Source organism: Burkholderia pseudomultivorans (genome assembly GCF_001718415.1).
Lineage (GTDB): Bacteria > Pseudomonadota > Gammaproteobacteria > Burkholderiales > Burkholderiaceae > Burkholderia > Burkholderia pseudomultivorans_A.
Genome location: NZ_CP013378.1, coordinates 88,424 through 102,818 on the forward strand (window position 1 = coordinate 88,424; position 14,395 = coordinate 102,818).

14 protein-coding genes are annotated in these 14,395 nt (G+C 67.6%); 8 read left to right on the forward strand and 6 right to left on the reverse strand.

Going from position 1 to position 14,395, the window contains the following annotated elements; genetic code table 11:
* Positions 1-16 precede the first annotated feature (16 nt).
* Positions 17-1,498 (reverse strand): sensor histidine kinase, encoded by a 1,482-nt coding sequence (locus WS57_RS13395; protein ID WP_040128649.1) that lies wholly within the window; start codon positions 1,496-1,498, stop codon positions 17-19.
* Positions 1,499-1,606: 108 nt separating this feature from the next.
* Positions 1,607-2,299, reverse strand: a complete 693-nt coding sequence (locus tag WS57_RS13400) for a response regulator transcription factor (RefSeq protein WP_006401494.1) — start codon at positions 2,297-2,299, stop codon at positions 1,607-1,609.
* A 122-nt stretch (positions 2,300-2,421) separates the two neighbouring features.
* Between WS57_RS13400 and WS57_RS13405 the strand changes: the two genes are divergently transcribed.
* Positions 2,422-2,652, forward strand: a complete 231-nt coding sequence (locus WS57_RS13405) for a DUF3717 domain-containing protein (RefSeq protein ID WP_009691787.1) — start codon at positions 2,422-2,424, stop codon at positions 2,650-2,652.
* Positions 2,653-2,800: 148 nt separating this feature from the next.
* On the opposite strand, the gene WS57_RS13410 is transcribed toward WS57_RS13405, so the two are convergent.
* Positions 2,801-3,109: a 4a-hydroxytetrahydrobiopterin dehydratase gene (locus WS57_RS13410; protein WP_009691788.1), complete on the reverse strand. Its 309-nt coding sequence runs from the start codon at positions 3,107-3,109 to the stop codon at positions 2,801-2,803.
* 107 nt (positions 3,110-3,216) lie between these two features.
* Positions 3,217-4,110, reverse strand: coding sequence for a phenylalanine 4-monooxygenase (phhA, locus tag WS57_RS13415; protein ID WP_040129054.1), 894 nt, complete (start codon positions 4,108-4,110; stop codon positions 3,217-3,219).
* Positions 4,111-4,250: 140 nt separating this feature from the next.
* Here phhA and WS57_RS13420 point away from each other — a divergent pair, with 140 nt between their 5' ends.
* Complete coding sequence (locus WS57_RS13420) at positions 4,251-4,736, forward strand: Lrp/AsnC family transcriptional regulator (protein WP_006408082.1); 486 nt, start codon at positions 4,251-4,253, stop codon at positions 4,734-4,736.
* Positions 4,737-4,773: 37 nt separating this feature from the next.
* On the opposite strand, the gene WS57_RS13425 is transcribed toward WS57_RS13420, so the two are convergent.
* Both WS57_RS13425 and WS57_RS13430 read right to left on the reverse strand, forming a co-directional pair.
* Positions 4,774-5,307 carry a class IV adenylate cyclase gene (locus WS57_RS13425; protein WP_069244403.1) on the reverse strand — a complete coding sequence of 178 codons (534 nt, stop codon included), beginning with the start codon at positions 5,305-5,307 and terminating at the stop codon, positions 4,774-4,776.
* Positions 5,308-5,488: 181 nt separating this feature from the next.
* Positions 5,489-6,388 (reverse strand): LysR family transcriptional regulator, encoded by a 900-nt coding sequence (locus WS57_RS13430; RefSeq protein ID WP_069244404.1) that lies wholly within the window; start codon positions 6,386-6,388, stop codon positions 5,489-5,491.
* A gap of 207 nt (positions 6,389-6,595) precedes the next feature.
* Between WS57_RS13430 and WS57_RS13435 the strand changes: the two genes are divergently transcribed.
* The 6 genes from WS57_RS13435 (at position 6,596) to WS57_RS13460 (ending at position 13,500) form a co-directional block, all read left to right on the forward strand.
* Positions 6,596-8,281: a GMC family oxidoreductase gene (locus tag WS57_RS13435; RefSeq protein WP_069244405.1), complete on the forward strand. Its 1,686-nt coding sequence runs from the start codon at positions 6,596-6,598 to the stop codon at positions 8,279-8,281.
* 421 nt (positions 8,282-8,702) lie between these two features.
* On the forward strand, positions 8,703-9,482 hold the full coding sequence (locus WS57_RS13440; protein WP_009692052.1) for an ABC transporter ATP-binding protein: 780 nt from the start codon (positions 8,703-8,705) through the stop codon (positions 9,480-9,482).
* A complete protein-coding gene (locus tag WS57_RS13445; protein WP_009692053.1) occupies positions 9,479-10,234 on the forward strand; it encodes an ABC transporter ATP-binding protein in 756 nt (251 codons plus the stop codon). The genes WS57_RS13440 and WS57_RS13445 overlap by 4 nt, the downstream gene beginning before the upstream one ends.
* Before the next feature lie 77 nt (positions 10,235-10,311).
* Complete coding sequence (locus WS57_RS13450; RefSeq protein WP_059605079.1) at positions 10,312-11,511, forward strand: ABC transporter substrate-binding protein; 1,200 nt, start codon at positions 10,312-10,314, stop codon at positions 11,509-11,511.
* Between the two features lie 130 nt (positions 11,512-11,641).
* The gene (locus WS57_RS13455; RefSeq protein ID WP_040128654.1) at positions 11,642-12,526 is read left to right on the forward strand and encodes a branched-chain amino acid ABC transporter permease; all 885 of its coding nucleotides are present in this window, start codon (positions 11,642-11,644) and stop codon (positions 12,524-12,526) included.
* Positions 12,526-13,500 (forward strand): branched-chain amino acid ABC transporter permease, encoded by a 975-nt coding sequence (locus tag WS57_RS13460; protein ID WP_040129056.1) that lies wholly within the window; start codon positions 12,526-12,528, stop codon positions 13,498-13,500. The genes WS57_RS13455 and WS57_RS13460 overlap by 1 nt, the downstream gene beginning before the upstream one ends.
* Positions 13,501-14,395: the final 895 nt, after the last annotated feature.

Consider the following 14,395-nt stretch of genomic DNA (forward strand, 5'->3'; position numbering starts at 1 on the left):
GCGCGCCGCGCGTGCTTCAGTGCGTCGGCGCCGCGGCCGGCGTCTCGCTGGCGGGCTTCGCCGTCCGTGCCGCGAGCGGCACGCGCACCACGAAACGCGAGCCGCCTTCCGGCGCGTCTTCGTACGACACCGTGCCGCCGTGCATCGCAATGATGTCGTGGACGATCGCGAGGCCGAGCCCCGCGCCGGTCTCGACGCCGTTGCCGTTCTGCGCGTCGCCGCGGAAGAAACGCTTGAACAGGTCGGCCTGCTGGTTCGCGGGCACGCCGGGGCCGTTGTCCTCGACGACGATCTCGGCGGCCGGCTGGTTGCCGTCGAGCGCACCGCGCGCGACGTTCACCGTGATCCGCGCACCGTCCGGCCGCGCGAGCGGCACGTATTTCATCGCATTGTCGAGCAGGTTCGCGATCACCTCGCGCAGCAGCACGGGGTTGCCGCGCACGATCAGCGTCTCGTCGTCGCCGGGATCGTCGCTGCGCTGGAAGCCGAGATCGACGTGCGCGGCGAGCGCGCGCGGCACCCATTCGGCGCCCGTCTCGAACGCCATTGCCGCCAGGTCGACGTCGACGAAGCGCGCGGCCTGTTCGCCCGGCTCCGCACGTGCGAGCGACAGCAGCTGGTTCGACAGCCGCACCGCGCGGTCGGCGGCCGCGCGCAGCTCGCGCACCGCGGTAAGGGTCTGCTGCGGATCGCGCGCGGTCGCAGCCTGCTCGGCGTGCAGCTTCACGGCCGTGAGCGGCGTGCGCAGCTGGTGCGCGGCGTCGGCGATGAACTTGCGCTGCGCGTCGAGCGCGGTCTTCAGGCGGCCGAGCAATGCATTCATCGCGCTCGTCAGCGGGCGGATCTCGAGCGGCACGTCGGTTTCGTCGACCGGTTCCAGCGACGTATGGGTCTGCCGGTTCAGCGAATCGGCGAGATGCGTGAGCGGGCCGAGCTGCTGGTTCACGACGCGCCACACGATGCCCCAGCCCGCGAGCAGCAGCAGCAGCAGCGGCATCATGATCGCGACGAGGAACTCGGCTGCGATCCGGTAGCGGTGCCGCACCGGCTGCGCGACCTCGACGACCATCGGCCTGCCGCCCTCGACGTTGTCGACGCGCACCTGCGCGACGCGCACCGCACGGTTGTCGTATTCGGCTTCGAACACGTACGCGTGATGCATGCGGCGCACGTTGATGCCGCGCAGCGGCAGCTTCGGATCGCCGGCGAGTTCCTGCTCGCCGTCGCTGATCCGGTAGATCAGCGCTTCGGCCGGATCGGAGAACATCGCCTGCGCGAGCGGCGGCACCGTGAACGGCGCGTCGGGGCCGGCGATCTGGATCTGCTTCGAGATGGCGGTCGCGAGATCGGCGAGCGAGCGGTCGATCACGTGTTGCGTGTATTGCCACGCGAGCCAGTAGGCAATCAGGCCGCTCATCAGCGCGAGCATCGACAGCGGCGCGGCGAGGCGCCGGAGCAGCGAGCGGCGCAGGCTGGTCACAGCCGGATCAGGAGACATTTCGACAGGCAAATGGATAAGCGCCGCTCACGGGGAGCGGCGCGGTCGTACGCCGGACGGCGACGTGCGGGGGCGACGGCGCCGGCGGCAAGCGCCGGGCGCTGCCGCTCAGACGCTTGCCGTCTGGCGGATTTCCTGCAGCAGGTAGCCGAAGCCGCGCACCGTGACGATTTCGACGCGGCACTGCTCGAGCTTCTTGCGCACGCGGTGCACGTAGACTTCGATCGCGGTGTCGCCGAGATCGCCGCCGAAGTGCGTGAGGTGGTCCTGCAACTGCGCCTTGCTGACGACGCGGCCGTGACGCAGCAGCAGCATTTCGAGCACCGCGAATTCGCGCGGCGACAGTTCGAGCGGCTTGTCGTCGTTGAAGATGCGGCGGTCGACGCCCGACAGGCGGACACCGCCGAGCGACACTTCCGGACGCGGCATGTCGCTGTGCGGGCCGCTGCGGCGCATCACCGCGCGGATCCGCGCTTCGAGCTCGGCCGGCTCGAACGGCTTGAGCATGTAGTCGTCGGCGCCCGAGTTCAGGCCCTGGATACGGTCGTTCAGCTCGTCGCGTGCGGTCAGCACGATGACCGGCGTATGGCGGTTGGTCTGGCGGAAGCGCGTGAGCAGCGTCATCCCGTCGATGCCCGGCAGGCCGAGGTCGAGGATCACGAGTTCGTGGCGGTTTTGTGCCAGCGCCTGTTCGGCAAAGATGCCGTCATGCACCATGTCGACGGTGAAGCCAGCCTGTTCGAGGCTGCTCTGGATACCGCGTGCGATGGGGCGGTCGTCTTCGATCAGAAGGAGTCGCATGAAGTTCGCTCAAGTACAATGGGTTGGCGGTTCAGGCACGCGGACAGCACGACGCCGTTTCCACAGGGGCGCCGCATCGCCTGACATCAAGCATGGCGGCCAGCGAACGATTACATCCAATCATGTCCGATATTTCGATCCACGACCTCGAAGCCGCGATCAATTTCTGGCGCGCCCGCTCGCCGTCGAGCGGCGACGAACTCAAACTCTGCGAAGAGGCCAGCGCGCTCTCCAAGCCGTATGCGCTGCTGATTGTACAGCGCGGAAGCGCGCTGCAACTGGAAGGTTTGGACCCCAAGGCGCGGAAAGCGTACGAGACTTACGTGCGCCTTAAGGATGGCTTGGAAAGCTGAAGGCTTTCGCTGAGTACATCCTAGAAAACGTTCATCGAAATGAAAAGTTGACGTGGCGCGCGTCGAAACCGCGCCGCGCGTCCGAATCCTGTAACCGGGCGTTACACCCGGTGGCGGGACGGGCGCGCGATCGCATGCGGGCCGCCGGTCAGGCGCCCGGGTGCGCGTGTGCGCCGGCCTGGTCGATGAACAGCGCGAGGTCGATGTCGCGCTGCGTCAGGCCGTCGGCGTCGTGCGTCGACAGCGTCACGTCGACCCGGTTGTAGACGTTGAACCATTCCGGATGGTGGTTCATTTCCTGCGCCTTGATCGCGACGCGCGTCATGAAGCCGAATGCCTCGTTGAAATCGGCGAAGCGCAGGCTGCGCTGGATCGCGTCGCGGCCCGGCACGGCCGACCACTGCGGCACGCGTTCGAGCTGGGTCTTGCGTTCTTCTGATGTGAGCTTGTGGATCATGTTGCACCTCGTTCGGTAACGGCGCTCGCGCGCGGCACGCGCCGCGCGGCGAAGCCGGCATCGGTCATTCTTTCATAGTTGGCAGACACGCGTCGGTTCGCCGGCGCTCACGCGTCGGCGTCGTCCGGCCAGCCTTCGCCGGTGCCGCGATGCAGCACGCGATCGCTGTCGAGCACCGCGCCGGCCGCGATTTCCGGCAGCCCCGCGAGCCGGGCCGCGAGCGCGCGCCCGTCGACGCCGGCGAGCGCGAACAGCTGCGCGAAGTCGTCGATCACGAAGTAGGTCTTCTGGAACGTGTCGATCCGGTATTGCGTGCGCATCACGCGCTCGAGGTCGAAGCCGAGCCGGTTCGGCGCCGCGCTTTCGACGCTGTACAGGCTCTCGCCCTTGCTCGACACGATGCCGGCGCCGTAGATCGACAAGCCGTTCGGGCCGCGCGGATCGCGGATCAGCCCGAATTCCACCGTGTACCAATACAGGCGCGCGAGCCGCGCGAGCGCTGCCGCGTCGTCGGCGACCGCCAGCGCGGCGCGGCCGTATGCCTGCATGTAGTCGGCGAACACCGGCTCGATCAGCAGCGGGACATGGCCAAACAGGTCGTGGAAGCAGTCGGGTTCCTGCAGGTAGTCGAGCTGGTCCGGGCGGCGCATCCACCAGGTGACCGGAAAGCGCCGGTTCGCGAGATGCTCGAAGAACACGCGGTCGGGCACGAGGCCCGGCACCGCGACGATTTCCCAGCCTGTCGCGGGCTTCAGCTGGCGGTTCACGTCGGCGAACGACGGCACGCGATCGGCGGGCAGCTCGATCTTCCCGAGGCCTGCGACGAACGCGTCGCACGCGCGTCCGCGCAGCAGCGCCGACTGGCGTGCATAGAGCTGCTGCCACACCGCGTGGTCGACCCGGCCGTAACGCGCGAGCGGCTGGTCGATGGTGAAATCGGCGCGGGTTTCGAGGCCCGCATCGAACTGCTCCTGCAGTTTCGCGGTGACGACGGTGGACATGATCAGGCTCTGCACGGCTGGAGTTGAGAGACATGCAAGTGTAGAGCGGGGTGCGCGCGGATTGGGCGCAAAGTTGGCGCTGATTCACCTGATGATGCGATAATCGCGCATCAAATCGTCGAATCATGCGGAGAATGAACATGCTGGAACTCGATCACTTCGATCTCGCGCTGCTGGACGTGCTGCAGCGCTTCGGCCGCGCGACGCACCAGCAGCTCGGCGAGGAGGTGCCGCTGTCGCCGTCGCAGATCGGCCGGCGGCTGCAGCGGCTCGAGGCCGCGGGCGTGATCGAAGGCTATCGCGTGATGTTGCGGCCCGAAAAGCTCGGGCTCGGCGTGACCGCGTTCACGAGCCTGAAGCTGAAGCATCACGGCGATTCGATCATCGAGCAGTTCCAGCAGCAGATCGACGTGCTGCCCGAAGTGCTCGAATGTCATGCGGTGGTCGGCGATGCCGACTATCTGCTGCGGATCGTCGCGCCGGACCTGAACGCGCTGTCGCAGTTCGTGATGAAGAAGCTGATGCGCGTGCCGGGCGTCGACAGCGTGCGCTCGAACATCGTGCTGACGACCTTCAAGCGCAACGGCGCGCTGCCGCTCGCGCATCTGGCGCCGGGCGCCGCCTGAAGCGGCGGCGCAGCGCGCCGTCGCCGGCGGGGCCGGATCAGGCCGCCTGTTCCTGCGCGTCCGCGTTCAGCAGGTCGACGTACGCGACCGCGACCAGGTCGTCCGGCGACACGCCGAGCTTCGTGAACACGTCGTGCGCCTCGGCTTCGCCGCCCGCTTCGTCGTCGTCGGGGCCGAGCACGACTTCCAGCTCGATGAAGTCGCCGAGGCCGTCGACGCGGTCGAGGTGGATCCGCGTGCGTCCCGCGAGATACACGTGGCGCTCCTTCGTGACGATGCCGCGCGTGGTCAGCGCGGTGGCGAGCAGCGCATGCATCGCGTCGGGGTTCGTTACCGGGCTGCGCGTGTAGTACGACGCCTTCGGGCCGTCGCGGTCGTCGCGCTGGTAGAAGATCAGCTCGGCCGGCGTGCCGTCCTCGAAGCGGCGCAGCTTCAGCCGGCCGCGCGGCACGTCGTAGAAGAAGTCCTGCTGGCGATAGAACAGCGGCGCTTCGGTCGCGAGCGTAGCCGCCTGTTCGCGCAGCCGCTCGAACTCACGGGCGCGGGCTTTGATCTCGATGTTGCGGGCCATGCGGGTCTCCTTCGATCGACAAGGGTCTCGCGAGTGTGCGAACGCACAATCTAGCAAAAACGCCGCGACGGCGGCGTGACGCCGGCATGGCCCGGGCGCCGCGCGGCGAAACGACGCGCGGCCTGCCGCAGTGGCAGCGCTGCGCCCTGTGCAGCACGTCGCATCGTTTCATCAGCGCCGCTCATATCGCCCATTGCGCCTCGATCAACGCAAGCGCGGCCGCAATCGCGGGCTCGTCGCGCCGCGCGGCGAGCGTCACGAAGCTCAGCTCGGTCGGCACCGTCACGCGCTCGACGATCGTCAGCGCATGGGCGTGCGCCTCGGCCAGCGCGGTCGAATCGCGCGCGAGCGTCAGACCGATCCCCGATTTCACGAGGTCGAGCATCGACTGTTCCTGGTCGACCTCGGCGACCTTCACCGGCTGCGCACCGGCTTGCGCGAAGCGCCGCGACAGCAGCCGGTGGTGCGCGGAGGCCGGCGGCGTCCAGATCCACGGCAGCGCGGCGAGGGCGCGCCAGTCGTGCGCGCGATGCACGCGTTCCTTCCAGCCGGCCGGCGCGAGCACGCGGTACTGGAAGCGCGTGAGCGTGACCGTGTGGAACAGCGCGCCGTCGCGCGGATCGTCGTCGCCGGGCCGGCCGATGTAGTAGCCGGCGTCGAGCGCCTGCGTGCGCACCTGTTCGAGCACCCAGCCCGACATGCCGTGACGCAGCGCGGTCTCGATCTGCGGATGGGTCTCGACGAGCGCGCGCAGGAAGCCGCCGAGGCGCAGGAAGCCGGGATCGAGGATCGTGCCGATCCGCAGCCGGCCGCGCACCTCGTGACGCAGCGCGGTGGCCGCGCGCTCGACGTCGGCGGCCGCGGCGAGCGCGCGCTCCGCATGCGGCAGCAGCGTCTGGCCGTCGCGCGTGAGCAGCAGCCCGTGCGACGTGCGCGTAAACAGCACGACGCCCAGCGCTTCCTGCAGATGCTTGATCCGCAGGCTCACGGCCGGCTGCGTCAGGTGCAGTTGCGCGGCGGCGCGCGTCAGGTTGCCTTCGCGGGCGACCGTCGCGAACGCGCGGAGCAGGGTGAGGTCCATCGTCGTGATATGAGCGCGGCTTATAACGCGGTTCAGCATAACTCATTGGATCGGCGGCCGGCAGCGGGAGTACGCTTCATCGGCCGGTGACCCGGCGATACACGGCAGGGACGCGCCGAACGCCGCGCATGCGACGCGTGGCGCACTATGCTGGAAATGCCGGGCGGCATCGCGCCGCGCGGCGCACAACAAGGAAGGGGACACGTCGTGAATGCTCAACGCACGCTCGAGGGCGAATTCGATTACGTGATCGTCGGCGCGGGCACCGCGGGCTGCGTGCTCGCGAACCGCCTGACCGAGGATCCGGAGATCCGCGTGCTGCTGCTCGAAGCGGGCGGCAAGGACGACTATCACTGGATCCACATCCCGGTCGGCTATCTGTACTGCATCGGCAATCCGCGCACCGACTGGCTGTACAAGACGCAGCCCGAAGCGGGGCTCAACGGCCGCGCGCTGTCGTATCCGCGCGGGCGCGTGCTCGGCGGCTGCTCGTCGATCAACGGCATGATCTACATGCGCGGCCAGCGCGACGACTACGACCGCTGGGCGCGCGAGACGGGCGATGCGGGCTGGTCCTGGGACAGCGTGCTGCCGGTCTTCAAGCGCAGCGAGGATCACCATGCGGGCGCGAGCGATGCGCACGGCGCGGGCGGCTACTGGCGCGTCGAGAAGCAGCGGCTGCGCTGGGAGATCCTCGAATCGTTCGCGCAGGCCGCGCAGCAGACGGGCATCCCCGCGACCGACGATTTCAACCGCGGCGACAATGCCGGGGTCGGCTATTTCGAGGTCAACCAGAAGCGCGGCGTGCGCTGGAATACGTCGAAGGCGTTCCTGCGGCCCGCGATGGCGCGCCCGAACCTGACCGTGATCACCGGCGCGCATGCGCAGCGCGTGATCTTCGACGGGCGGCGCGCGGTCGGCGTCGAATACCGCGGCGGCGGCACCGACTACGTCGCGCATGCGCGCGCCGAAGTGCTGCTCACCTCGGGCGCGGTGAATTCGCCGCAACTGCTCGAACTGTCGGGCATCGGCGACGGTCGCCGGCTGCAGGCGCTCGGCATCGACGTCGTGCAGGACCTGCCGGGCGTCGGCGAGAACCTGCAGGATCACCTGCAGCTGCGCATGGCGTTTCGCGTCGAAGGCGTGCGCACGCTGAACACGCTCGCCGCGAACTGGTGGGGCAAGCTGATGATCGGCGCCCAATATGCGCTGCTGCAGCGCGGGCCGATGTCGATGGCGCCGTCGCAGCTCGGCGCGTTCGCGAAATCCGATCCGGACGATCCCGCGCTGACGAGCCCCGATCTCGAGTACCACGTGCAGCCGCTGTCGCTCGAGCGTTTCGGCGAGCCGCTGCACCGTTTCAATGCATTTACCGCATCCGTGTGCCATCTGCGGCCGACCTCGCGCGGCAGCGTGCACGTCGCGAGTGCGGATCCGCACGCGGCGCCCGTGATCGCGCCGAACTACCTGGCGACCGACTACGATCGCCGCGTCGCCGCGAACGCGCTGCGACTGACGCGCCGCATCGCGTCCGCGCCGGCGCTCGCGCGCTATCGTCCCGAAGAAATCCTGCCCGGTCCGCGCTACCAGACCGAAGCGGAATTGCAGCAGGCGGCAGGCGCGGTCGGCACGACCATCTTCCATCCGGTCGGCACGTGCCGGATGGGTCGCGCGGACGACGAACGCGCGGTCGTCGACAGCCGGCTGCGCGTGCGCGGCATCGCGGGGCTGCGGATCGTCGATGCGTCGGTGATGCCGTTCATCACGTCGGGCAACACCAATTCGCCGACGCTGATGATCGCCGAACGCGCGAGCGACATGATCCGTGCCGATCGCCGCGCGGCGCACGACGCGACGCCGGTGCGCACCGATGCGGCCGTGACGGTTGCGTGACGAAACGGTGGCGGGCGGTCATCCCGTCGTCGTGACGGTCCGCTGATTCGCATAGCGAAGAATCGCACGCGGCGACGGCGATCGGCCCTGCACGATTCGTGCACGCCGCGCGCTTGCGCGGCTTGTTTGTCGATACGACGCCGTTCGCACGCGTGTCGGGCACGCGCGCAGCCACGGAAAAACACGCCGAAAACCGTGCACGGGCGCGCCGGCATCGCGGCCAGCCCTATAAGTGCAAATCCCGATGATTGCACTGCACCAACGGCGCGACAATGACGCGCAGTGTGCATACGCGTCGGCGCGGGAGACCACCCTCGAGGCGTAATACGGCGTCCGGGGGCAGCCCGCCGATCCGCTGACTGTTCGCGGCCGCTTGCGCGAATCCTCCCGGTGCTTCGCCTGACTTCGTACGGAAGGGAACATGATTCTCGGCGACACGATTCTGGAAACACGCGGACTGACGAAGGAATTCAGGGGCTTCACCGCCGTGAATGGCGTCAACCTGCGTGTGCGCCGCGGCGCGATCCATGCGCTGATCGGACCGAACGGGGCGGGCAAGACCACCTGCTTCAACCTGCTGACCAAGTTCCTGACGCCGACGGCCGGCCAGATCGTCTTCAACGGGATCGACATCACCGACGAGCGTCCCGCGCAGGTCGCCCGGCGCGGCATCATCCGCTCGTTCCAGATCTCGGCGGTGTTCCCGCATCTCACGGCATTGCAGAACGTGCGCATCGGCCTGCAGCGCGCGCTCGGCACCGAATTCCACTTCTGGCGCAGCGAGCGCACGCTCCGGCGCCTCGACGATCGCGCGATGGACCTGCTCACGCAGGTCGGCCTGACCGATTTCGCGAACGTGCCGACCGTCGAGCTCGCATACGGGCGCAAGCGCGCGCTCGAGATCGCGACGACGCTCGCGATGGAGCCCGAACTGATGCTGCTCGACGAGCCCACGCAAGGGATGGGCCACGAGGACGTCGACCGCGTGACCGCGCTGATCAAGAAGGTCGCGAGCGGCCGCACGATCCTGATGGTCGAGCACAACATGAACGTGATCGCCGGCATCTCCGACACGATCACCGTCCTGCAGCGCGGCGAGGTGCTCGCCGAAGGCTCGTATGCGGAGGTGTCGAAGAACCCGCTCGTGATCGAGGCCTACATGGGCAGCGCCGACGCGGCGCTCGCGGGAGCCCACGCATGAAGCACAGCGAACGGGAGGAACGCGAATTGAGCGGCGTCGAAAGCGGTACGCCCGCGCTGGAGATCACGGGGCTCGAAGCCTGGTACGGGGAATCCCACATATTGCACGGCGTCGACCTGAGCGTGCACCGCGGCGAGGTCGTCACGCTGCTCGGCCGCAACGGCGCGGGCCGCACGACGACGCTGCGCGCGATCATGGGCCTCACCGGCCGGCGCAGCGGCTCGATCAAGGTCGCGGGCAACGAGACGATCGGCCTCGCCACGCATCGCATCGCGCATTTCGGCGTCGGCTACTGCCCGGAGGAGCGCGGGATCTTCTCGAGCCTGTCGTGCGAGGAGAACCTGATGCTGCCGCCGCTGATCGGGCCGCGCGAGCACGCGATGCCGCTCGACGAGATCTACGCGATGTTCCCGAACCTCGCATCGCGCCGGCAGAGCCAGGGTACGCGGCTGTCCGGCGGCGAGCAGCAGATGCTCGCGGTGGCGCGGATCCTGCGCACGGGCGCGAACCTGCTGCTGCTCGACGAGATTTCGGAAGGTCTCGCGCCGGTGATCGTGCAGGCGCTCGCGCGCATGATCGTCGCGCTGAAGTCGCGCGGCTACACGATCGTGATGGTCGAACAGAATTTCCGTTTCGCCGCGCCGCTCGCCGACCGCTTCTACGTGATGGAGCACGGCCGCATCGTCGAGCATTTCCGCGCCACCGAACTGGAAGGCAAGATGCCGATCCTCCACGACCTGCTCGGGGTGTGACGCCGCCCCGTTTCCGTTGCCGCTAGCCGTGGCGGCCGTCGAATAACCACAACGCATCAGAACAACAGGAGACGTCAATGAAAATGAAGACCCTCGCACACGCTTGCCTTGCGCTCGCGAGCGCCGCATTCACCGCCGGCGCCGCGCATGCCGCGGATAGCGTGAAGATCGGTTTCATCACCGACATGTCGGGGCTTTACGCGGACATCGACGGGCAGGGCGGCCTCGAGGCGATCCGCATGGCGGTCGCCGATTTCGGCGGCAAGGTGCTCGGCAAGCCGATCGAGGTCGTCTACGCCGATCACCAGAACAAGGCCGACATCGCCGCGTCGAAGGCGCGCGAATGGATGGACCGCGGCGGGCTCGACCTGCTGGTCGGCGGCACGAACTCGGCCACCGCGCTGTCGATGAACCAGGTCGCGGCCGAGAAGAAGAAGGTCTACATCAACATCGGCGCGGGCGCCGACACGCTGACCAACGAGCAGTGCACGCCGTACACGGTCCACTACGCATACGACACGATGGCGCTCGCGAAGGGCACCGGCTCGGCGGTGGTGAAGCAGGGCGGCAAGACGTGGTTCTTCCTGACCGCCGACTACGCGTTCGGCAAGGCGCTCGAGAAGAACACGTCGGATGTCGTGAAGGCGAACGGCGGACAGGTGCTCGGCTCGGTGCGCCATCCGCTGTCCGCGTCGGACTTCTCGTCGTTCCTGCTGCAGGCGCAGTCGTCGAAGGCGCAGATCCTCGGCCTCGCGAACGCGGGCGGCGACACGATCAACTCGATCAAGGCCGCGAAGGAATTCGGCATCACGAAGACGATGAAGATCGCCGCGCTGCTGATGTTCATCGACGACGTGCATAGCCTCGGCCTCGAGACGACGCAGGGCCTCGTGCTGACCGACAGCTGGTACTGGAACCGCGACGCGGCCTCGCGCCAGTGGGCGCAGCGCTACTTCGGCAAGATGAAGAAGATGCCGTCGAGCCTGCAGGCGGCCGACTATTCGTCGGTGACGACCTACCTGAAGGCCGTGCAGGCCGCCGGCACGACCGACTCCGACAAGGTGATGGCCGAGCTGAAGAAGATGAAGATCAACGACTTCTACGCGAAGGGCTACATCCGCCAGGACGGCAGCATGATCCACGACATGTACCTGATGGAGGTGAAGAAGCCGTCCGAGTCGAAGGAGCCCTGGGACTACTACAAGGTGCTCGCGACGATTCCGGGCGAACAGGCATTCGCGACCAAGCAGGAATCGCGCTGCGCGCTGTGGAAGTAGGCATGACGCCGCGGCGCGCGTAGCGCGTGCCGCGGGCCTGCGGCCGCCGCGACGTGCCCGTGGCGCCGCCCGCGCGCGCGATTCATGAAAGGTTGCGTGCGCAACGAAACTCATTCTGACGGCAAAGTCGATGGAAATCTTTGGCATTCCGTTGCCCGCGATGCTGAGCCAGCTGCTGCTCGGGCTCGTCAACGGCTCGTTCTACGCGATCCTGAGCCTCGGGCTCGCGGTGATCTTCGGGCTGCTCAACGTGATCAACTTCGCGCACGGCGCGCTGTTCATGCTGGGCGCGATGCTCGCGTGGATGGGGCTGTCGTATTTCGGGCTGCCGTACTGGGCGATGCTCGTGCTCGCGCCGCTGATCGTCGGTGCGTTCGGGATCCTGGTCGAGCGCTCGATGCTGCGCTGGCTGTACAAGCTCGATCACCTGTACGGGCTGCTGCTGACATTCGGCCTGACGCTGGTCGTCGAAGGCGTGTTCCGCTCGATCTACGGCTCGTCGGGGCAGCCGTACGACGTGCCCTCGCAGCTGTCCGGCGCGACCAATCTCGGCTTCATGTTCCTGCCGAACTACCGCGCGTGGGTCGTCGTCGCGTCGCTCGCGGTGTGTCTCGCGACCTGGTTCGTGATCGAGAAGACGCGCCTGGGCGCCTACCTGCGCGCGGGCACCGAGAATCCGAAGCTGGTCGAGGCGTTCGGCGTGAACGTGCCGATGATGATCACGCTCACCTACGGCTTTGGCGTCGCGCTCGCCGCGTTCGCCGGCGTGCTGGCCGCGCCGGTGATCCAGGTGTCGCCGCTGATGGGCCAGCCGATGATCATCACCGTGTTCGCGGTGGTCGTGATCGGCGGGATGGGATCGATCCTCGGCTCGATCGTCACGGGCCTGCTGCTCGGCGTGATCGAGGGCTTCACGCGCGTGTTCTACCCCGAAGCGTCGGCGACGGTCGTGTTCGTGATCATGGCGATCGTGCTGCTGATCCGCCCGGCGGGCCTGTTCGGCAAGGAAAAATGATGCAGAGAAAAGTGCTCTACGGCGTGCTGCTCGCCGCACTGCTCGTCGCGCCGTTCATCGGCGCGTATCCGGTGTTCGTGATGAAGGTGCTCGCGTTCGCCCTGTTCGCGGCCGCGTTCAACCTGCTGATCGGCTATACGGGGCTGCTGTCGTTCGGCCATGCGATGTTCCTTGCGACGGCCGGCTATGCGACCGGCTATTCGATGCAGACGCTCGGCTTCACGCCCGAACTCGGCGTGCTCGCGGGCACCGTGGCCGCGACGCTGCTCGGGCTCGCGGTGGGCCTGTTCGCGATCCGCCGGCAGGGGATCTACTTCGCGATGATTACGCTCGCGTTCGCGCAGATGGTCTACTTCATCTACCTGCAGGCGCCGTTCACGCACGGCGAGGACGGGCTGCAGGGCGTGCCGCGCGGCCGGCTGTTCGGGCTGCTCGACCTGTCGAACGACGTCGCGCTGTACTACGTGGTGCTGGCCGTGATCGTCGCCGCGTGCGCGTTCATCGTGCGCGTCGTCCATTCGCCGTTCGGCCAGGTGCTGATCGCGATCAAGGAGAACGAGGCGCGCGCGATCTCGCTCGGCTACGACACCGACCGCTTCAAGTTGCTCGCCTTCGTGCTGTCGGCGGGGCTCGCGGGGCTGGCCGGCTCGCTGAAGGTGCTGGTGCTCGGCTTCGAGACGCTGTCCGACGCGTACTGGACGATGTCGGGCCTCGTCGTGCTGATGACGCTCGTCGGCGGGATGGGCACGCTGTTCGGCCCGCTGCTCGGCGCGGCGTTGATCGTCGCGCTCGAAGATCGTCTCGGCGATATCGGCGAATGGCTCGCGTCGACCACCGGCATCGGCTGGTTTCATTCGCTCGGCGAATCGGCGACGATCGTCACCGGGCTGATCTTCATTGCGTGCGTGCTGGCGTTCCGGCGCGGGATCGTCGGCGAGATGATCGCGCGGGTCAAACCGCTCCGGGCATCGTAGCGGCGCGGCAGCGCGGTGGCCGGCGTTGATGCGAAGCACCATCCGGCATCGTCGGCGCGGCCCCGGCGGCAGGCCCGGGCCGGTGCCGCGCGGCAAGCTGGTGCCCCAATTTCGTGCGGCGATGCACCATAGGGGTAAATGCTAAGTTGCCGTGCCCGGTCAGCATCTTTAATATTCGTTTCAGTTCTGATGCACCGCGAAACGAATTTTGCAGGTGGAGAACGAGGAGACAATCGAGGCACAAAGTGCCCGGACCCCAAAGCGCTGTTGGACGGAATCCAACAGCGCTTTTTCATTTGTACGCCGGATTTTCGCCGGACAAGCATGCGTCGACCGGCGCGTTGCCGTTTGTTCGCGCGCACGCGTCGTCGCGCTTTCTCCCGTTCCTCGTTTTTCCGCCTGCGCCAACCGCTCGCCGGCGCCCGGTCGTCCGGGCTTACCCGGTTGGCGTGCGCAAAATCCGTCCGTTACACTCGCCTTTCACCGACCGGGCGGTCGGGAAAATCGGTCGGCAGTTCTCCTACAAGCAGAATGCAGAACAGGGAGTGCGGTTGAATGACAAGCGCAGGACGATGGATCGGGGCAGAAAGGGCGGCTGGCGCCGCTCGCGCGTCGTCGCGCACGGGTAGGGGCGTCGCGGTGTCTGCGGGCCGTCCTGCGGCCTGTACGCGCGTTGCCTGCGCAAGATCGCCGCTGCGGGTCGTTGTCTGCGCATCCGCCCGTACGGAGCCCATGCTCCGCGCCGGTTTCACGGGTTCGCGAGCCGCATGAGCCGGCGCTTTCCCGCCGTCTCGTCGGGCGCCGTGCCGCGCCGCATTCGCGTGCACGCCGACGATCGTTGCGTCCGCAACGATCATTTCCAGAATTTCACATCGCTTCATCCTGACGACACTGC

Bases quoted from the DNA above. Each gene is read 5' to 3' on its own strand.
- WS57_RS13395 (WP_040128649.1), bottom strand. From the start codon at position 1,498: ATGTCTCCTGATCCGGCTGTGACCAGCCTGCGCCGCTCGCTGCTCCGG.
- WS57_RS13400 (WP_006401494.1), bottom strand. From the start codon at position 2,299: ATGCGACTCCTTCTGATCGAAGACGACCGCCCCATCGCACGCGGTATC.
- WS57_RS13405 (WP_009691787.1), top strand. From the start codon at position 2,422: ATGTCCGATATTTCGATCCACGACCTCGAAGCCGCGATCAATTTCTGG.
- WS57_RS13410 (WP_009691788.1), bottom strand. From the start codon at position 3,109: ATGATCCACAAGCTCACATCAGAAGAACGCAAGACCCAGCTCGAACGC.
- phhA (WP_040129054.1), bottom strand. From the start codon at position 4,110: ATGTCCACCGTCGTCACCGCGAAACTGCAGGAGCAGTTCGATGCGGGC.
- WS57_RS13420 (WP_006408082.1), top strand. From the start codon at position 4,251: ATGCTGGAACTCGATCACTTCGATCTCGCGCTGCTGGACGTGCTGCAG.
- WS57_RS13425 (WP_069244403.1), bottom strand. From the start codon at position 5,307: ATGGCCCGCAACATCGAGATCAAAGCCCGCGCCCGTGAGTTCGAGCGG.
- WS57_RS13430 (WP_069244404.1), bottom strand. From the start codon at position 6,388: ATGGACCTCACCCTGCTCCGCGCGTTCGCGACGGTCGCCCGCGAAGGC.
- WS57_RS13440 (WP_009692052.1), top strand. From the start codon at position 8,703: ATGATTCTCGGCGACACGATTCTGGAAACACGCGGACTGACGAAGGAA.
- WS57_RS13445 (WP_009692053.1), top strand. From the start codon at position 9,479: ATGAAGCACAGCGAACGGGAGGAACGCGAATTGAGCGGCGTCGAAAGC.
- WS57_RS13450 (WP_059605079.1), top strand. From the start codon at position 10,312: ATGAAAATGAAGACCCTCGCACACGCTTGCCTTGCGCTCGCGAGCGCC.
- WS57_RS13455 (WP_040128654.1), top strand. From the start codon at position 11,642: ATGGAAATCTTTGGCATTCCGTTGCCCGCGATGCTGAGCCAGCTGCTG.
- WS57_RS13460 (WP_040129056.1), top strand. From the start codon at position 12,526: ATGCAGAGAAAAGTGCTCTACGGCGTGCTGCTCGCCGCACTGCTCGTC.